This window comes from Ktedonobacter robiniae, assembly GCF_016587375.1.
Classification (GTDB): domain Bacteria; phylum Chloroflexota; class Ktedonobacteria; order Ktedonobacterales; family Ktedonobacteraceae; genus Ktedonobacter; species Ktedonobacter robiniae.
On the sequence record NZ_BNJG01000001.1, the window covers coordinates 2,176,168 to 2,194,519 of the forward strand.

16 protein-coding genes are annotated in these 18,352 nt (G+C 55.5%); 7 read left to right on the plus strand and 9 right to left on the minus strand.

The genetic code is table 11. The features are described from left to right. The first annotated feature begins 9 nt into the window (after positions 1-9). The gene (locus JMJ04_RS09085) at positions 10-804 is read left to right on the plus strand and encodes an alpha/beta fold hydrolase (RefSeq protein WP_201370213.1); all 795 of its coding nucleotides are present in this window, start codon (positions 10-12) and stop codon (positions 802-804) included. An 89-nt stretch (positions 805-893) separates the two neighbouring features. On the opposite strand, the gene JMJ04_RS09090 is transcribed toward JMJ04_RS09085, so the two are convergent. Further along, positions 894-1,328 carry a winged helix-turn-helix transcriptional regulator gene (locus JMJ04_RS09090; protein ID WP_201370214.1) on the minus strand — a complete coding sequence of 145 codons (435 nt, stop codon included), beginning with the start codon at positions 1,326-1,328 and terminating at the stop codon, positions 894-896. 122 nt (positions 1,329-1,450) lie between these two features. Here JMJ04_RS09090 and JMJ04_RS09095 point away from each other — a divergent pair, with 122 nt between their 5' ends. Both JMJ04_RS09095 and JMJ04_RS09100 read left to right on the plus strand, forming a co-directional pair. Then, positions 1,451-2,110: an NADPH-dependent F420 reductase gene (locus JMJ04_RS09095; RefSeq protein ID WP_201370215.1), complete on the plus strand. Its 660-nt coding sequence runs from the start codon at positions 1,451-1,453 to the stop codon at positions 2,108-2,110. 44 nt (positions 2,111-2,154) lie between these two features. Further along, a complete protein-coding gene (locus JMJ04_RS09100) occupies positions 2,155-3,147 on the plus strand; it encodes a quinone oxidoreductase family protein (RefSeq protein WP_201370216.1) in 993 nt (330 codons plus the stop codon). A 163-nt stretch (positions 3,148-3,310) separates the two neighbouring features. Here the strand turns inward: JMJ04_RS09100 and JMJ04_RS09105 are convergent, their stop codons facing one another. Next, positions 3,311-3,718, minus strand: coding sequence for a DoxX family protein (locus tag JMJ04_RS09105; protein ID WP_201370217.1), 408 nt, complete (start codon positions 3,716-3,718; stop codon positions 3,311-3,313). Positions 3,719-3,903: 185 nt separating this feature from the next. Here JMJ04_RS09105 and JMJ04_RS09110 point away from each other — a divergent pair, with 185 nt between their 5' ends. The 4 genes from JMJ04_RS09110 (at position 3,904) to JMJ04_RS09125 (ending at position 7,554) form a co-directional block, all read left to right on the plus strand. Further along, positions 3,904-4,914: a phosphotransferase gene (locus JMJ04_RS09110; RefSeq protein ID WP_201370218.1), complete on the plus strand. Its 1,011-nt coding sequence runs from the start codon at positions 3,904-3,906 to the stop codon at positions 4,912-4,914. A gap of 269 nt (positions 4,915-5,183) precedes the next feature. Next, complete coding sequence (locus JMJ04_RS09115; RefSeq protein WP_201370219.1) at positions 5,184-5,753, plus strand: RNA polymerase sigma factor; 570 nt, start codon at positions 5,184-5,186, stop codon at positions 5,751-5,753. Continuing rightward, positions 5,753-6,799, plus strand: coding sequence for a hypothetical protein (locus JMJ04_RS09120; protein WP_201370220.1), 1,047 nt, complete (start codon positions 5,753-5,755; stop codon positions 6,797-6,799). The genes JMJ04_RS09115 and JMJ04_RS09120 overlap by 1 nt, the downstream gene beginning before the upstream one ends. Positions 6,800-6,876: 77 nt before the next feature. Then, positions 6,877-7,554 (plus strand): hypothetical protein, encoded by a 678-nt coding sequence (locus JMJ04_RS09125; protein WP_201370221.1) that lies wholly within the window; start codon positions 6,877-6,879, stop codon positions 7,552-7,554. 160 nt (positions 7,555-7,714) lie between these two features. Here the strand turns inward: JMJ04_RS09125 and JMJ04_RS09130 are convergent, their stop codons facing one another. The 7 genes from JMJ04_RS09130 to purL all read right to left on the minus strand — a co-directional run bounded on the left by JMJ04_RS09130 (position 7,715) and on the right by purL (position 18,110). Continuing rightward, a complete protein-coding gene (locus JMJ04_RS09130) occupies positions 7,715-8,353 on the minus strand; it encodes a DUF899 domain-containing protein (protein WP_201370222.1) in 639 nt (212 codons plus the stop codon). Positions 8,354-8,680: 327 nt separating this feature from the next. After that, complete coding sequence (gene purN, locus JMJ04_RS09135) at positions 8,681-9,319, minus strand: phosphoribosylglycinamide formyltransferase (RefSeq protein ID WP_201370223.1); 639 nt, start codon at positions 9,317-9,319, stop codon at positions 8,681-8,683. Positions 9,320-9,453: 134 nt separating this feature from the next. Next, a complete protein-coding gene (gene purD / locus JMJ04_RS09140) occupies positions 9,454-10,716 on the minus strand; it encodes a phosphoribosylamine--glycine ligase (protein WP_201370224.1) in 1,263 nt (420 codons plus the stop codon). 18 nt (positions 10,717-10,734) lie between these two features. Continuing rightward, positions 10,735-12,240, minus strand: a complete 1,506-nt coding sequence (gene purF, locus JMJ04_RS09145; protein WP_201370225.1) for an amidophosphoribosyltransferase — start codon at positions 12,238-12,240, stop codon at positions 10,735-10,737. Between the two features lie 31 nt (positions 12,241-12,271). Further along, complete coding sequence (locus JMJ04_RS09150; protein WP_201370226.1) at positions 12,272-13,030, minus strand: phosphoribosylaminoimidazolesuccinocarboxamide synthase; 759 nt, start codon at positions 13,028-13,030, stop codon at positions 12,272-12,274. Between the two features lie 125 nt (positions 13,031-13,155). Then, on the minus strand, positions 13,156-15,093 hold the full coding sequence (purM, locus tag JMJ04_RS09155) for a phosphoribosylformylglycinamidine cyclo-ligase (RefSeq protein ID WP_201370227.1): 1,938 nt from the start codon (positions 15,091-15,093) through the stop codon (positions 13,156-13,158). Continuing rightward, positions 15,090-18,110 (minus strand): phosphoribosylformylglycinamidine synthase subunit PurL, encoded by a 3,021-nt coding sequence (gene purL, locus JMJ04_RS09160; RefSeq protein WP_201370228.1) that lies wholly within the window; start codon positions 18,108-18,110, stop codon positions 15,090-15,092. The genes purM and purL overlap by 4 nt, the downstream gene beginning before the upstream one ends. Positions 18,111-18,352: the final 242 nt, after the last annotated feature.

Consider the following 18,352-nt stretch of genomic DNA (forward strand, 5'->3'; position numbering starts at 1 on the left):
GGAGACCCCATGATAAAAGTTACTTCAAAAGACGGAACGCACATCGCCTTCGATCAGTTTGGGCAGAGGCTAGCACTTATTCTGGTGGCAGGCGCGACTGCGACGCGTGTAGCCGAGACATCGCTAGCCACGGTCCTGGCACCACATTTCACAGTATTCGCCTATGATCGGCGAGGAAGAGGCGACAGTGGAGATAACACGCCATACGCGGTCGAGCGCGAGGTAGAAGATATCGAGGCCCTGATCGACGAGGCTGGAGGTTCAGCGTTTGTCTTTGGTCACTCCTCCGGGGCGGTTCTGGCTCTTGAGGCGGCGCGCCTCCTCCCCAGTAAAATTACAAAACTAGCGCTATACGAACCACCATTTATCGTCGATGATAGCCGACCTCGCCCCCCAGAGAATTATGTATCACACTTGAATGAGCTGATATCATCGGGCCAGCGGGGGCAAGCAGTCGCATACTTTATGACAGAGGCTGTGGGTGTTCCTGCCGAAATGGTTGCTCAGATGCAGCAATCGCCCATGTGGCCGGAATTAGAGAAAGTAGCACACACGATCCCATATGATGGCACCATCATGGGCGACACTATGCGCGGCGATCCGCGACCACTCAAGAAATGGGCCTCTGTCAGCGTTCCCACGCTTGTAATGGATGGCGGAGCCAGCCATGTGTTTATGCACCACGGAGCGCAAGCAATTACCGACATCCTTCCCAACGCGCAGCGCCGCACCCTTGAAGGCCAGGACCACGGCCCGGCGGATGATGTTCTCGCCCCCGCACTCGAAGCCTTCTTCTTCAGTTAAGGCACGACGCTACAAAAGTACGCGTCTACGTATCATGGCGCGATATGCCTCGTACCATGATACGTAGACGCGTACTTTTGTAGCGTCGGTTAATGGGATATCTCTCCCCGCTGCTGCACAAGCGTCATGATCTGGTCTTGTAGGGTGGTTCGATCTACCTGGTCATAGTCGGCGCGCTTCTGTTCAACCTCTTCGATATATTGCTCCGACCACTCGCGTAGCGCCCAGATCGGCTCGATAAGCGTCTGGCCCAGTGGCGTCAAAGAGTACTCCACCATGGGCGGAATCACGGGATAAACCACGCGCTTGACCAGGCCATTACGCTCCAGGCCGCGCAGGGTCTGCGTCAGCATCTTCTTCGAGATACCCTGGATATGCGCGTGCAGCTGGCTAAAGCGCCTTGTCTCCCCACGCAGAGCCACAATGACCAGCATGGTCCACTGATCGGCGATCAACTCCAGGCCACGCCGCGTGCGGCAATCCGGCCGAATAATCGGCTCTTCAACTTTATTTCTGGTAACCATGAGGTAACTATATCACTTTGCGGTCACTCCTTACAAGAAGAAAGCTTCTTCTTTATAATTTGCAATAACAACACTGTTTTACGACGCTTCAAGCGCACATATAGAAGAAGAGGAAATTAAATATGTCTTCATTGAGTATTACTATCCTGGGTGCGGGACCTATCGGGAGCACATTGGGACGCAAGTGGGCAAAGGTCGGGCATAGCATTGCTTATGGCGTACAGAATCCCTCGTCGGAGCGGGCGCAGGCTCTACGCCAGGACTTGGGAGAGCAAATCTTCATCGGCTCCCCAGCAGAGGCTCTGGCAAAAGGTGATATTGTTGTGCTCGCGCTCGCGGGGCAGGCGGTTGAAGGGATTATTACCACCTACGCGCAACAGTTAAGCGGTAAAATTATCATCGATGCTGCCAATAGGTATCCGCCCGATCAAAAGTTCTCTCAGACGCATCAATGGCCAACAACAGCGCTATATAGTGCCCATATATTGCAATCACATGCTCCACATGCCAAGGTCTACCGGGCCTTCAATACCTATAGCTGGCAAAATCTCGCTGACCCAGACTACCAGGGCATCCAGGCCGACATGTTCTACTGCGGTCCCAGTGGCAATGCTATGGCGACAGTTGAGCAGCTTATTGCCGAGATTGGACTGCAACCGGTACGTTTGGGCGACCTGGACCAGATCGATGTAGTGGATAGTGTTCTACGCCTCTGGGGTACCCTCGCTATTGTCCAGGGTAAGGGAGTCAATAACATCGCATTCAAGGTGCTAACACGCTAGCAAAGAGTAGTTGCTGCATAGAATAGATTCTGAAGGAGAAAGATATGAAAGCCAACTTGATTACGGCATTTGGTGGACCCGAAGTATTGCGGATCGGTGAAGTGCCGGAGCCCAAGCCCGGACCTGGACAGGTCGCAATTAAAGTAGCCTACGCGGGTGTAAACTTCGCCGAGACGATGGCACGGCGCGGAGGACGGCACAGGGAACAGCTCCCATTCATTCCCGGCCTTGAAGTCTCAGGGCACATTCATGCGCTTGGCGAAGGGGTCGAAGGCTTGCGTGTGGGGCAACCAGTCGCCGCGCTGACGTTGAGCGGTAGTTATGCCGAGGTGGCACTGGCTCAGGCCACGCTCACCTTCCCCCTCGACGAGGCCAGTGAAGAGATTGATCTCGCCACGGCGGCTGGTTTTCCAACCATCGTGCCAACAGCTTATGATATGCTTGTGCGACTCGCACATCTACAACCGGGTGAAACAATCCTTGTTCACGCGGCGGCAGGTGGCGTGGGGAGCATCGCGGGACAGATAGCCCGGCACCTGGGTGCAGGACTGGTTATTGGTACAGTAAGCAGTCAGAAGAAAGCCGACTATGCCAAATCCTTCGGCTACGACCATGTCATTCTGCGCGATAATTTTATCCAGCAAACGCAGGAACTTACACAGGGACGTGGGGTTGATGTCGTACTAGAGGCAATTGGTGAGCCTGTACGCAGCCAGAGCCTCACAGTTCTCGCGCCATTTGGGCGTCTCGTCATCTTCGGGAACGCCAACGATGAGCAGGGCCGAGGCCACAGTCTGCCACAAAATCCTGGTAACTTTATTGCTGAGAGCAAGGCCATTATGGGCTATAGCATTGGCACATTGAGCGTTTCAGCTCCCCACCTCGTTGCCGATACCGCGCGTTGCTCCCTTGAGCTGATCGCCCGCTCCCAGGTAAAAATCGATATCACCGATATCCTACCTCTAGAGCAGGCTGGCGAGGCCCACCGCCGCCTGGAAACTGGCCAGACCATGGGAAAACTGTTACTGCGTGTATAGAAGGAGAATACGCTGCTAAAGCACGCGTCTACATATTGCGGGCATATGTAGACGCGTGCTTTAGCAGCGTATTCTGGAACGCCCCCGAAAAGCTCTAGTATTCGCATTTCATTCGGAGTGGTGCGCTGCCTTAGCAGCGCATGACGTTTCGGACCATGCCCGATTACTTTTGCAGGGGAAAGAGGGCGCGCAGCTGCTCATTGCGCAGGTACAGCCCTCCCCAGATAAACAGGCCGACATAGACCGGGAAGAGAATATTACTGAAGAGTGGAGCGTCTATGCGCAGGTTGGTAGCAACGGCACCACCAAGATAACCTGTCAGCAGGATAGCACCGAGAACAGAGGTAGATGGAATTATATAGAGGACCAGGCACACAAGTTCCACAATTCCGATCTCAAGCGCGACGCTCGCAGGATATCCAAGCTGCTTGAATGAATCCATGACTGGGGGAATTTGCAGTACGTGTGTTACGCCATCGAAGAGCAGGAATAGAACTACTAGACCTGTCAAGATACGTCCAATCCAGAGTTGCGTTTTTGAACCCGAAGCCATTTGTGTGGCTGTTTGCATGAATGTTTCTCCTCAATATTTTTATCTCTCTATATACGTATTCCCTCCTGATGAGTAAAAAGCGGAAATGGGTTTTTCTTCGTGGCATCTTAGCTTCCACATCAGTTCACTAGAGAACGTACTCACCGCACAAGGGAATAAAATACGGTATACTTCAGAAAAAATATGCTTGAGGTGAGAAAGAGATGTCTCGAACAGGTGTGGAAGAGAAGCTTCCCTGGAGGGAGGTTCCCAAAGCAGTGCGCCAGCAAGTCGATAGCGCGTTAGGTTCCCCCGTGACACGAGCAACACGCGTCTGGGGCGGATATGGACCAACACCAACCTATCGCCTGGTGCTAGAGGATGGACGGCGGGCCTTTTTAAAAGGCACCTACCAGGAATCTAATACCTTCATGAAAAACGCGCTACGTTCTGAGGAGCGCGTCTATCAGGACCTAGCACCTGTGCTGGACAGATGGATGCCCCGTTTATACGCAGCCATTCATTATGCTGACTGGCACGTGCTAATCCTGGAGGATCTTGGTCCACAGAGTGTTCCGCCTTGGACACCTGGGAAAGCTCGTGCCATCACGCAGGCCCTGGCCAATTACCATAAAGCATTGCTTGGCACTCAACCTCCCGCGTGGCTTTCTCAACCCCACGAAGTCTTAGCACAGGAGAATTGGGCTCAGGCTGCTCAAGAGTCTCAGGATTTTCAAACAATCGCAGCCTTTGCAGGTGCAGAAGCCTCCCAGGCGTTGGCCTGGTTGCAAAAAATTTCTCCCACCATTGAGTCTGCGCTGAAGCAACCAGCGCTCACAGAAGGTCCATATGCCATTCTGCATGGTGATTTACGCTCAGATAATTTACGCTTTAACCAGGGGCGTTTGTATCTATTCGATTGGCCCTCCATTCAGCTAGGGCGACCAGAGTGGGATATTGCTGCCTTTGCTCAGAGTGTGGCCGTCGAAAATGGGCCTTCTCCCGAACAAGTAATAAAATGGTATGGAGAACAATTTCCCTTGCGCACAGAAGCTATTGAAGGTGCTCTTGCCTGGTGGCTCACCTTTTTTGCCCGGCGAGCCTGGCAACCTGAAATCCCTGGACTTCCTCGCCTCCGCCGCTTTCAGCGTCAGCAACTGGGCATCCTGATATTCTGGGCAGCACGTCACTGGTCATTTCCATCCCCTAAGTGGGCCAGGTTACTACTAGAGTAGAATCGGCACACTTTGCAGCATTATCTATTTGCGTGCTATACGCAACTAATTCCTCCTCCTCCTCCTCCAATTTTTGCCTGCTACTATCAGATCCCCTTTTTAGTTAGAACTTGGCTCGACTGGCTCAAACAACTACAATCAGAGGTAGAAGAAAAACGCGACAAAATGTCCCACTTTCCATAAAGCGGCGTCATTATAAATGGAAGAACTTTGAGGCCTCAAAACTTCTGTTTGCAAAAACATCATTCTTATCCAAGGAAATAATACATATGCAAGCTGGTTATACCTTTTCAACTATGCACCAGCCGGAGGAATTACAGGGAGAAGAAGCGCTTGTGCAGGCGGCCAAAGCAGACCCGGTCGCTTTTGAGCCGCTCTACCAGCACTATAAAGCTCGCATCTATCGCTACCTGTTACTGCGCATTGGGAGTCAAGAAGACGTAGCGGATCTCACCCAACAGGTCTTTCTCAAGGCTATGATCTCACTGGGGGATTATAAAGCGCGTGGCAGCTTCGCGGCATGGCTCTTTCGTATCGCCTTCCACACTGTGAGCGATACATATCGCCGGAAGAAATTTGCCTTCTCCTGGGATAGCTTGCCAGAGGCAGAGCAGCTCATAGGTGACGAAGATCCCGAAAGCATCTTTCTCCTGCGCGAGCGCCGCGTGCATCTGCGTGAGCTAATCAATCAGCTCGATGAGCGCAAGCGCGAACTGATCGCTTTGCGTTTCTCGGCGGGCTTGAATGCCAGCGAAATCGCTCAGGTTGTCGGCAAGAGTCCCGCCGCCGTCCGCAAACAGCTTACCCGTATCCTACAAGGCCTCAAGGAGCAACTGTAATGTCTAAACAACAGAAACTCATCCAAACATATAATGACTTACTTGAGACAGCAGCCGACCAGAGACTCATGCACGTGGTTGAGGAACTAGATAGCCTCAGTAACACTTCGCCTGTCCCCAATAATGTCAACTGGCAGAACCTGCGCATGCGCTATGCCCAGCACTCGTTTCAGAAGCCCACGGTCGTGCCTTTCCGTGAACAAACACAGTCCTGGTGGTTCACTCTGACCAGAAAAGCCATCCTGGTGCCACTGATTGCCGCGTTGTTGATCGTGACTACAGCCTCCGCCTTCGCGGCCACCCCACTCCTGCAAACCTTACTCCAGGGAGGAAGCTATAATGCAAAAGATTCTATCAAGTACAGTACCTTCGGTGATATCCAGCTTTCACAGAAAATTGGGAACGCCACTGTAAGACTGGAGAAGGGCTACGCTGAAGACCATAATATTGTGCTAGGTGTCACGGTCACACCGGTTGATGACAATTCCATACTGAACAATCCGCGCCTCACGACCGCCGATGGTACCGATCTCTCATCGAGTGGTCAGCTGCTGGGCGATGTCGAGAATCATATCCTGGCTCAGTCGATGACCTTTAGCGATGCTAATGTTACTGGAGCGCCAGCCTCGCTCAATCTGATACTCAAGATGGACCTGGTACAGAACGGGAGTAGGCAAACAGTTGTTTTCCACTTCCAGCTCCCATATCACCAGGGCGAGATCGTAGCACCGCATCAGCAAGAGACCTCACAGGGTCAGGTCATCACACTGGAGAAAGCGACCATTGGTAAGACGCAAACCACGATTGAGTTCTCAGGCCTGAATGAGATTTCTGTCACATCGGCTGTTGGAAAGCCTGTCACGCCGCAAATCGATATGCAGACCAGCAGTGCCAATCACATCACGACCTTCGATTATGCTGGCAACAATGAGAGCGGGAAGTTTGTCTTCCGCTTCAATAGCGACCTGAGCCACTATCACGGCCCTTGGACCATCATTGTCACCAAGGGCAACACTTACAAGTGGACCTTCCACATCAATGTATAAAGCATAAATAGAGTGGTACGAGTTGACAGCCATAGGCTGTCAACTCGTACCACTCTACCCAGCAAAGGATTTTTGTTATGCTACAAAAAATGCGTCTAAATGATGTGTATATCTATTGCGCGACGCTGCTCTTTTTTCTCCTCTGGTTCTTTGCCCAGAGCCGGGTTGTCGCACCCAACCAGCCCATGATGCTCTCAAGCTTTCTCTCTTACACGACCTCATCGTTAATGGTGAATATAGTACACCTCGTCTCGGCCATCCAGGTGCTACTTATCTTCTTTGGCGGGCTACCCATTCTGCTGCTTACTTGCCTCCAGGCATTGAGAGAGCGTACTAGAAGCGCTCTGCTCTTCTGTCTTTTAGGAATCATCGCTCCAATCGCTACGGCAATTTTGGCTTTCTGGACCCTCACATCTTTGGAGCTGCCCCTGATCAGTGGAAATATAGCTATAGGGCTGGCTCTGCTTATCTTCGTCCTTGGTCTGGGAGTAAGCCGAGGACTTCTATTCCGAGCAAGCCAACATCTTAAACCAGGTCGACTCATAGCTTACTATACAATCATCATTACCAGTGTTACGACCCTGGTTATGTTCAGTGGTATCGTCGCGTTGCTGACCTGGCTTCTCTCATCCTTCAGTAGTGCACATGGCGAAGCCTCCTATCTGATACGCGAGGGCATGTTGCTCCTTGCTTTAATCATAGCCCTGGTATTCTCAGGTGTCTCGCTCCGTAATACATATGTGGACCGAAACTAATAAAGTTGTACTGGCATGGCCCCCTACACCTCTCCTTTATTCTTCTGCCCTTCATAAAGGGGATGTGGCTATCTACGGGCTGGCAAAGCCAGCCCGTAGATAGCCACATCCCCTTACCCGGCGAACCACGTAGTGATCATAAGGTGCAATAGAGGCGGGGTTACCCTTGAACAGAAGTAGCACTGCGATTGAGGGCCTCTTCCCACTCCTCTTGCCGACCAAGAGGGGTAAGATCAAGGTAGTTATATGTTCCCAGGAGGATATCGACGCCGCGTCCCGTCGTCGAGTACGTGTGAAAGATCTGCTCGCCATCGCGCAGGAAAACACTTACCCCAGGTACCTCGCCGCCATCAACCGTAGCTTCGAAATCGTAGTTGAAGTCGCTGCCATACGAGGAGAACCAGGGAGTGGTCCAGTTCTTCTGCTGCTTATAGGGCTCAAGCTTCGCCAATGGTGCGCGGGAGACCAGGACCAACGAGGTATCGCCTTCATACAGGCGGGCTATATTGCCAGGAATGTTGTCAACCAGGTTCGTGCAACCCGGGCAACCTTTGTCCCAGCTTGGATCAAACATGAAATGGTAGACGATCAGCTGGCGGCGCCCGTCAAAGAGGTCGAGCAGGCTCACCTTGCCTTTCGGGCCATCGAAGACGTACTCCTTGTCGATCCTGACCATCGGCAACCTGCGGCGTTCAGCATTGAGCCTGTCGCGCGCACGGGTGGCCTCCTTCTCCTTGACCAGTAGCTCCTTACGGGCATTGAGCCACTCTTCTCGTGTGACGATTTGCGGATAGTTCATTGGGTTCTCCTTTGCTTCGATGATCACATTCCTGAGCTCTTTCCTTGGCCATCACTGGAGGATACAAAGAGCCATTAGGGACAATCTATCACGAGTCGGTCAGGAAAACTTCTCCAATGTTGCTTTTTTGCATTTCGTCGCTCAGGAGATGTAATATACTTATCTTCATTATTGCAGAGACATGCGCGGCGCCTTATAGTCTGGCAACCACACCGCCTGGATGACGACCTATCAGGCTTATGGTATAGATCGAAGTAGGGCGTGTTTAGAATGGCCTGCAAGCTTAATACTGTTTGCCAGGCCATCTTAAACATATTGTTCCGACTCTTATACGCGCTGCTGGTGGATCTTGACGGCCTCAACGATCAACTGATGCTCAACCTTTTTGATGCGCTCCTGGAGCGTATCTTCGGTGTCGCCTGCCTCTATGGGGACCTCGCGGCGACAGATGGGTGGGCCGGCGTCGACCTCGGGGACGACATAATGCACAGTGCTACCGGTGACACGCACCCCAGCCTCTAGGGCCTGGAGGGGCGCGTGCATGCCGCGAAAGACGGGGATAAGACTGCCATCGCTGGTGGTATAGGTGTCGCCCTTGCCGCCATCGGGGATGAGTGCGGGATGCAGGTTAATGATGCGCTCAGGGTAACGGGTGATAAAGTCGGCGGAGATGATGCGCATAAAGCCAGCCAGGACGATAACGTCTACCTGGAAAAGCTGGAGCAGGTCAATAACCCTTCGCTCCCACTCCTCGCGTGTGCGCCAGGGCAAGTAGAGCGCGGGTACTTTATGCTTGAGGGCGCGCTGTAAGCCAAAGGCATTGGCTTTGTTGCTGATGACCAGGGCAATCTCGACCCCGGGCAGGTGCCGAGCCTCGATGGCGTCCAGCAGAGCCTGGAGGTTACTGCCCGAGCCAGAGATTAAGGCTGCTATGCGCAACCTTTTATTGATGTGTTGATCTTCCATTCCAAATCACTACTTGCTTTTATATTTTGTATTATGACTGTTCGCGCCTACGGCACTCACTTAAAATAGAATCAATTATTGTGTTGTGTGTTGCCGAAGGCAACACACAACACAATAATTGATTCTATTTTTACTTATAAAGCGCGGTGGCCGATGTCGCTGCGGTACTGCATGCCCTCGAAGGAGATGAGTTTGGCGGCGGCATAGACACGGTTGGCGGCCTGTTGCAGGGTTTCGCCGTGGGCAACGACGCTGAGGACGCGGCCCCCAGCGGTGATGAGCTGGCCATTTTGCAGGCGGGTGCCGGCGTGGAAGACGTGGACGCCCTCCAGTTGATTGGCCTCGTCAACACCCTGTATGGGCAGGTCGCGCTCGTATTTGCCGGGATAGCCGCCTGCGGCCAGGGTCAGGCTCATGGCGTAGCCGGGATGCCAGAGGGTCTCAGGGGCAATGTGCTGGCCGTCCGCGTAGGCGAGGACATCCAGCAATTCAACTTTGAGCAGGACCATCAGGGCCTGGGCCTCGGGATCACCGAAGCGTGTGTTATGCTCCAGCACCATGGGACCGCGCTCGGTGAGCATGATGTTGGCGTAGAGCACGCCTTTGAAGTGGATATCGCGCTCCTTGAGGGCCTGGAGCGTGGCGCCGATGATACGCTGCTGAATTTGCGCCTTCTGCTCCTCACTGACGAATGGCAGGGGCGTGTAGGCTCCCATGCCACCCGTGTTCAAGCCCTGATCGTTGTCGAGGGCGCGCTTGTGATCCTGGCTGAGTGGCAGGGGCAGAAAATCCGTACCGTTACATATGGCGTGCGCGCCGATCTCGTCGCCTTGCAGGTAGTCTTCAATGACGACGACGTCGCCCGCCGCACCAAAGACATGATCGACCATCATCTGCTTGAGGGCATCCTGGGCTGTCTGCATGTCGAGGGCGACGATTGCGCCCTTGCCCGCGGCGTTGCCGTCAGCTTTGATGACGACGGGGGCACCATGCTCTTCCAGGTAGACACGGGCCGGTTCGTACTCAATGAAGGTACGATGTTGGGCCGTGGGGATGCCTGCTGCGGTCAACAACTCTTTGGTGAAGGCCTTGCTACCTTCGAGGGCCGCGCCCGCCTTGTCGGGGCCAAAGACGCGCAGGCCTCGCTTCTGGAAGATATCGACGATGCCATCGATAAGCGGTGCCTCGGGGCCGACGATGGTGTAATCGATCTTGTTGCGCTCAGCAAAGGCGGCCAGCGCCTCCAGGTTATCGACACTAATAGGAAGGCATTCCGCGTGGGGCAGCATGCCGGGATTGCCTGGCGCGGCATAGATGCGGTCGATCCGCTGATCCTGGGCCAGCTTCCAGACCAGTGCGTGCTCACGCGCACCCGAGCCAATGACAAATACTCGCACGAAATTTTTCTCCTTTTGTTATGAGAGCACGCCACGAGGAATGACGGGCACACGCCTGGGACCATGCTGAGACTCGACCTGGGGGTCAAAGGGCCAGCCCTGCATCTCCATACACCCATAACAAAATTCTTGATGCAGCATTTTCAGTGCGCGTGGATCGTCCACCTGACGAGGATCAATGTCAACCGTTTCATCGATATGGGCAGCGTTGATAGCGCGACCCAGGCCCGGCAGGCTAAGATAGCCCAGGCTATCGACACCCATGTAGTCCGCGACCTCCTGCACGGTACGACCCGCGGCGATTAATTCTTTGTCGCGCGGAATATCGATGCCGAAGTAGCAGGGGTGACGCAGGGGCGGCGAGCTGATGCGCAGGTGTATCTCCTTCGCGCCATAGTTGCGCAGCGCGGAGGCCAGGCGCTTGAGCGTATTGCCGCGTACAATCGAGTCGTCGACGATAATCAGGCGCTTGCCCTCGATTTTAGTGCGCACGAAGTTGAATTTCAGGTCTACTTCGAGCTGGCGCAGGCGCTGGTCAGGCTTGATGAATGAGCGATCGCTATAGCGATTCTTGATGATGCCCTGGCTATAGGGAATCCCGGAGGCCTCGGCATAGCCCAGGGCTGCGGGAATAGATGAATCGGGAACAGGGACGACCAGGTCCGCCTCTACAGGATGCTCATAGGCCAACTCGCGTCCCAGGGCCTCGCGCACCTCGTAGGTATAGCGATTGTTGATACGCGAAGTCGCGTCCGAGAAGTAGATATACTCGAAGACGCAGAGCGAGTGGCGGGGCAGCTCAAAGAGCATCTCCGAATGGATGCCATCCTCATCGATTGTTACCAGTTCGCCTGGCTCGACTTTACGCACAAACTCGGCTCCGGTACGGTCCAACGCGCAGGATTCCGAGGCCACAATCCAGCTATCGCCCAACTTGCCAATGCACAGCGGGCGCATCCCCCAGGGATCACGCGTCGCGTAGAGCTTATTCTGAGCCAGGATCACCAGGCTAAATGAGCCACGCAGGTGCTGCAAAGTGTCCGCCAGGCGCTCATTAAAGGTTTTCCCCTCAGAATGATGGAGCATCAAGGCAATGACTTCGCTATCCGTCGTCGAGCGGAACGAGTCCTCGGGGAAGGCGTTACGCAGCATAGCTCCGTTTACCAGGTCACCATTGTGGGCAATGGCCAGCGATTCATACTGTCCAGCACGATCACCTACGACAAAAGGTCCGGCATTCTCGACGCAGCTTGAACCCGTGGTGGAATAGCGCACGTGGCCTATGCCTGCATAGGTAGAAGGCAGGCTGGTCCCCGAATCGGTAAATACCTCGCGCACCTTGCCCATGCCTACACGATAAACAATCTGGCCTTCATCGTCATAGACAGCCATGCCCGCGCTCTCCTGCCCACGGTGCTGCAAGGCTGTCAAAGCCAGGGTAATGTAACTACGTACATCCAGACTTGCCTTGCCATGTGGCGCGTAAATTCCGACGACTCCGCATGCATCATGAAGTCGCTCCATCGCTGAACTCCTCTCTGGTAAGACGATCACATTAAATACTCAGCTTGCCCGTAAGATCAGCGACCAGGGCATAACGATCCGCGATCTCGCGCAGACTGTCCGAGGTGACTTCCTGGAGGTTGCGGTAGACCTGCTTATCGAGCATACGATTCTTGTCACCACCAGGCCAGAGCCGCCAACTATCATTATCAATTACATCGGCAACTAATAACTGACCCTGAGGGTCGCGACCAAACTCAATCTTGAGATCAACCATGGTCACATCCATTTTGGCCCAGGCAGTTTCTAGCACTGCAAAGACGCGCCGTCCCTCGCGCGCCATCCAGTCGATCTCCTCCTGCATCGCAATGCCTTGCTGTATGATCTCTTCAGGCTGAATCTGCGGATCATGGCGCGCATCATCTTTCAGGAAGGTCTCAATCAGGACGGGATCAAAGCGGGTGCCTTCGCTTACTTCGGGGTGGCGCTTCAAGAATGAGCCAGTCGCGAGGCGTCGCTGTACATGCTCAATGGGCAGCATCTCACAGCGCTTAACCAGCATCGTGACCTCGTCAACTTTTTTCACGAAGTGCGTATTGATACCAGCCTCGTTCAACAGGCGGAACACGTTGGCGGTTGTCGCCGTGCTCCAACGCGATTTCCCCTCTAGCTCGTTGCGGCGCGCACCATCGCCCGCGGTAATCTGATCCTTGCTGACCATATAGGCCAGCTGCTCGTCCTGTGGATAGCTATAAATCCGTTTGGTCTTGCCTTCCGTCAGCAAGGGTCCAAACTGCGCGTGTTGTGTCATGAGTTTCTTGTCTCCGAGAGAAGTGTGGGCACAGCGCTACTAGCGTACGCGCCTACTTTGTCTACCAATAGACACGTACGCCAGGTACACAGCAACACCAGTAGGCGCGTACGCTAGTAGCGGGACTAACGAATAAGAACGGCACCCTGTCCCTCGCGAATGGTGCCGATCTGCACCAGTTCGGGAAGGATGCTGCGCGCCTCAAGCGCGCTCTTGGGTGAGAGCACAAATATCATGCCGATACCCATATTAAAGGTTCGATAGAGTTCGTCTTGAGGCAGACTGCTCAAGCGCGCCAGGAGCTGAAAGAGTGGCGGCACCTGCCAGGAGCTGGTTTCGATCTCAGCCTGGATACCAGGAGGCAGGATACGCGAGATATTACCCTGGAAACCGCCGCCTGTGATGTGTGCCATGCCCTTAATGAAGCGCCCGCGATCCGCCAGATAAGAGCGAATCTCCTGCACCTCGCGCAAATAGCAGCGATGGGGGCGCAGGAGCGCGTCCGCCAGCGGCTCCCCCAGTTCGGGATAGACGGTATCGAGCGAGGTCTGGGCGAAGAGCTTGCGCACCAGCGAGTAGCCATTGGTGTGCAGACCGCTGGAGGGTAGGCCCAGGATATAATCTCCTACGCTGATCGTGCTGCCATTGACGATCTCGTCCTGCTCTACGATACCAACGATGGTTCCCGCCAGGTCGAAGGCGCCGGGCATATATACGTCGGGCATCTCGGCAGTTTCGCCACCGAGCAGGGCACAGCCAGCTTCTTTACAGGCCTCGGCCACTCCCTGGACGATTCTGGCGACTTGCACCGGGTCAAGCTTATTGACGGCGACATAATCCATAAAGAAGAGTGGACGTGCACCCATCATCAGCAGATCATTTACCGAGTGATTCACGATATCGTAGCCGATGGTGTCATAGCGCTTAGCCTGGGCCGCAATTAAGGTTTTGGTACCCACACCATCGGTGGAGGAGACCAGGGCCGGACGACGCATTTTATCGACTGCGTGCAGACTCATCGCGCCCGCGAAGGCGCCGACACTCTCCAGCACCTCGGGTCCATGCGTGGACTGGACCGCCTTCTTCATCAGGCGCACGGCCTGCTCGCCCGCGGTGACATCGACGCCGCTCTCGGCATAAGAGAGCGGAGTAATCGTGACGCTGGGAGCCTGGGCTGTGCTTGTGGCGCTACTAGCCCCCGCAACACTCTGCGAAGCCAGGGGCGAGGCCTCCGGACGGCTCACCGGCGTCACGCCTTCACCGCTGACGAGCTTCTGTGCATAGTTAAAGGCGTTCTGGAAGATGAGCAGGCCGTCGCCAATATCGCCCGTGAGGGAGCGGCGCTGGGGATGCTGGAGCGCACTCACAAACCGCTCTGGATGAGGCATCAGGCCAAAGACGTTGCCCTGAACGTTACAGGCACCCGCGATGTTGTCCATCGAGCCATTGGGGTTGGCGGGATACGCGACCATCTCGCCAGTGCGGCCTGCGGGCGTGGCGTAGACCAGGGGAAGCTGACCGCTGGTATGCAGTTCGCTCAGGTCGCCGCTATACACAAACTGGCCCTCGCCGTGGGCCACAGGAAACTCGACGGGCTTGTCAATCCCCTGCGTAAAAACACAGTTGCTTGGCTGGGTGACGAGCGTGACCCAGCGACATTCAAACTGCGCCAGGGCATTCTCGGTCAGCGATGCCCGCGCCACGTCGCCAGCGCCATCACTTGCCAGGACGCCAGGCAACAGACCTGCACGTACCAGGACCTGGAAGCCGTTACAGACGCCCAGGACCAAGCGGCCCTCGGCCACAAAGCGGCGCAATTGATCGCCCAGGTGAATGGTCAGGTTCTTGGCCAGCAGCGTGCCCGCACCCAGGTCGTCCCCATAGGAGAAACCACCGGGCAGAGCGAGAAAATGATACTCAAGCAGGGCCTCGGGATTCTTCAGCAACTGGTTGATATGCACCAACTCCGTCTCAAAGCCCACCAGGCGACAGGCATACGCCATCTCCCGGTCGCAGTTGATGCCAGGGGCGCGAAGAACGAGCGCGCGTGGTTTCCTGGTCATGCCTGTCCTCCCTTCCATGACTCTTGCAGTTCCTCAACGCTGACGTTGATCAGCTCTTCGTCGCCATCCTGAACAATAAAGCGTGGGGTATTGGTTACCATGCCCAGGTAGGCCAGTTCGGCGGCACCCGCGGCACGCATATGCTGCTCAAAGGTGCTCAACTGCTCAGGCGTAACCTCGACGATAAAGCGCGAAGGAGACTCGCTAAAGAGTCGCACAATATCACGCGCATGTGGATGGACCTCGTCGAGGGCGGTGCCCTCGCGTCCAACCTGCGCCACATCCAGTTTGACACCTAGCAGGCTCGCCAGCGACATCTCTGCCGCCGCGACCGCCAGGCCACCTTCTGAGAGATCGTGACAGGCGCGCACCAGGCCCTGGCGAATGGCTTCACCGAGCGCCTTCATGATTGTATACGCACGCTCAATATGCACCGTTGGCACCGAGGTATGCGGCACAAACGCCTTGAATGAGGCCTGGTCAATGACCTCGGTATAGTGCGAACCCGCCAGCTCATTGCGCGTCTCGCCAACGAGGTAGAGCAGGTTGCCCGGCGTCTTGAGCGACATATCGACGCTCTTGCTCGCGTCCTCGATCACGCCGACCGCTGAGATCACCAGGGTCGGGATCACGGGCAAACGCTTGCCATCGGCGCGATACTCGTTATTCAGGCTATCTTTACCGGAGATGAACGGCACTTTAAAGCCGACCGAGGCATCATAGCAACCCTTCACGGCTCGCACCAGCGTCCCAAGCTGCTCGGGATCATTGGGATTGCCCCAGCAGAAGTTATCCAGCACAGAGGTACGAGTGATGTCGCCACCGACGGCGGTCAGGTTACGCAGGGCCTCGTCAACGGCATTGAGTGCCATCTGGTAGGGGTCAACCTTGCCATAAAGCGGGTTAACGCCATTTGAGAGCACAATTCCGGCCTTCGTCGGCTCACCGACAATAGGCCGGAGCACCGCGGCGTCGCCTGGACCATTGCCCGCGCGTCCCACCATGGGTTTGAGCACCGTCGCGCCCTGAACCTCGTGGTCATAGCGACGCACCACGTCCTCCTTCGAGGCAATGTTCGCGTGGCGTAGCAGCGTCAAGAGGGTCGGAGTAATCGAATGAGTAATGGCCTCGGCATTGCCCTCTGTCCACTGTGAAGGCTGAGCAGTCGCGCTCTCTGGTCGTGCCCACAGCGCTTCAAGCGTCTTGATGGGATTGCCATCGTGCAGGAAGTCCATGGCGATATTGGCAATCACCTCGTCCTGATAGGTCACCGTCAGGCGTTGATCGCTGGTAAACTCGCCGATGATGCTGGCCTCGACCTCTTCGATGGCACAGATGTCCAGCAATTCCTGCAAATGTTCCTGGGGAACCGCCAGCACCATGCGCTCCTGAGCCTCGGAGAGCCAGATCTCCCAGGGCGCCAGGCCCTGATATTTGAGGGGGGCTTTGGTTAGCTCGACGCGCGCGCCGGTCTTCGAACCCATCTCGCCCACAGCGGAGGAGAAGCCACCCGCGCCGCAGTCGGTAATCGCGTGATAGAGGCCACGGTCACGTGCCTGGATGATCACGTCGGTCACCTTTTTCTCGGTGATGGGCGCGCCAATCTGGACAGCCGTCCCGGCCTGGGTATTGATCTCGTGGCTCATCTCACCGGAGGAGAAGGTCGCGCCATGCACACCGTCGCGGCCAGTACGCCCGCCGAGGACGACCACCAGATCACCCGGCTCGACCTTGCTGGGATGACTACCATGGGGCAACATGCCCAGGCAGCCACAGAAGACGAGCGGGTTGTAGGTGTAGCCGGGATGGTAGAGCACCGCGCCATTGACTGTGGGGATACCCATCTTATTGCCATAGTCGCGCACACCATTCACCACACCGCTGGCGATGCGCCGTGGAGGTATGATGCCTTTGGGCAACGAGGCGCTCTCGGTCTCAAGCGGGCCAAAGCAGAGGATATCGGTACAAGCAATCGGCTCCGCCGAGACGCCAACGACGTCACGGATCACACCACCCACGCCCGTATTCGCGCCACCAAAGGGTTCGATGGCCGAGGGGTGGTTGTGCGTCTCTACTTTGAAGGCGATATCGTGTGTATCGGTGAAGCGCACGATACCCGCGTTATCGCTAAAGGCTGAGACCAGGTCGGGATGCTGGACCTCGTTGGTGGCACGCATGATATAGCTCTTGAGCAGGCCACGGATAGTCTCATTCTCGACCTCGTTTCCCTGGGCATCCAGCTCGCGGTAGGCAATAGTCGCCTTAAAAGTTTTATGCGAACAATGCTCTGACCAGGTCTGGGCCAAGGTCTCCAACTCGATATCGGTTGGCTCACGTCCCTGCTCGAGGAAATGCTGCTGAATGACGCGCATCTCGTCCAGGCTCAGCGAGAGCAGGCCTTTTTTACTGACCTCAAGCAACTGCTCATCGCTCATCTGGGTGAGCGGAATCATTGCCACCTGAGAGCCTGCCACATCGGCTATAGGCGTGCCCTCAGACGCATTTGCGGCCTCGGGCTGTGAGCCATTGCCATGCGCCGGGTGGAGTTCATAATGCTGGATCACGGGATTATAGAGCAGGGCGTCGGCAAGGATACGTACTTCGGCCTCGCTCAAGCGCTCATCCAGCAAATAGCGTCGCCCCGTCTCCACACGCGCAATACCAGTCAGGCCCAACATACGTGCGCCCTCCAGGACGCTCTCGGCCAGGGTATCGGTTACACCAGGGTGAAAAAAGACATCGACCGTATGCGCGGTGTCGGCATAGGTCGATAGGTGGGCTTCCTGGATGACCGGGTCGGTAAGCAACTCCTGGGAGAGTCGCTCAACGTCCTGGGGTGAGAGTGAGCCAGTAAGGTGATAAAGTTGAGCTGTATGAAGGTAAAGCGGGGCATCAGCGGTAGTAGCAAGCGATGGAAGAGAATCTATCGATAATTGTGCGATGTCACGAGCAAGTTGACGGGCATGCACATCGTGGCGCTCCGCGGTTGCTCGCACTTCAATATGAAATGATGTCACGTTTCTGTTTCCTGGCTGGCATTATAGCTTAAGAGGAAACCAGGACCACTGTCGCGGCTAGCGCTCACGCGCCGGGTTTCCTGATAGGTAGCAGGTCGCATACAAAACAAGTCACACGTATCCCATCCATGCCATAGATCTTATTCCGAAACCCTCCCATTCGGGGACACGACAAAGCCACTAGCGTATCTAGCGCTTCCCCCATTCGGGGGCAGGCGCGCTCAGGGTGTTAGGAGACAAAG

Coding starts and splice junctions, on each gene's coding strand:
- purM (WP_201370227.1), bottom strand. CDS start 15,093: ATGACCAGGAAACCACGCGCGCTCGTTCTTCGCGCCCCTGGCATCAAC.
- JMJ04_RS09085 (WP_201370213.1), top strand. CDS start 10: ATGATAAAAGTTACTTCAAAAGACGGAACGCACATCGCCTTCGATCAG.
- JMJ04_RS09130 (WP_201370222.1), bottom strand. CDS start 8,353: ATGAACTATCCGCAAATCGTCACACGAGAAGAGTGGCTCAATGCCCGT.
- JMJ04_RS09125 (WP_201370221.1), top strand. CDS start 6,877: ATGCTACAAAAAATGCGTCTAAATGATGTGTATATCTATTGCGCGACG.
- JMJ04_RS09150 (WP_201370226.1), bottom strand. CDS start 13,030: ATGACACAACACGCGCAGTTTGGACCCTTGCTGACGGAAGGCAAGACC.
- purN (WP_201370223.1), bottom strand. CDS start 9,319: ATGGAAGATCAACACATCAATAAAAGGTTGCGCATAGCAGCCTTAATC.
- purF (WP_201370225.1), bottom strand. CDS start 12,240: ATGGAGCGACTTCATGATGCATGCGGAGTCGTCGGAATTTACGCGCCA.
- JMJ04_RS09095 (WP_201370215.1), top strand. CDS start 1,451: ATGTCTTCATTGAGTATTACTATCCTGGGTGCGGGACCTATCGGGAGC.
- JMJ04_RS09120 (WP_201370220.1), top strand. CDS start 5,753: ATGTCTAAACAACAGAAACTCATCCAAACATATAATGACTTACTTGAG.
- JMJ04_RS09110 (WP_201370218.1), top strand. CDS start 3,904: ATGTCTCGAACAGGTGTGGAAGAGAAGCTTCCCTGGAGGGAGGTTCCC.
- JMJ04_RS09100 (WP_201370216.1), top strand. CDS start 2,155: ATGAAAGCCAACTTGATTACGGCATTTGGTGGACCCGAAGTATTGCGG.
- JMJ04_RS09090 (WP_201370214.1), bottom strand. CDS start 1,328: ATGGTTACCAGAAATAAAGTTGAAGAGCCGATTATTCGGCCGGATTGC.
- JMJ04_RS09115 (WP_201370219.1), top strand. CDS start 5,184: ATGCAAGCTGGTTATACCTTTTCAACTATGCACCAGCCGGAGGAATTA.
- JMJ04_RS09105 (WP_201370217.1), bottom strand. CDS start 3,718: ATGCAAACAGCCACACAAATGGCTTCGGGTTCAAAAACGCAACTCTGG.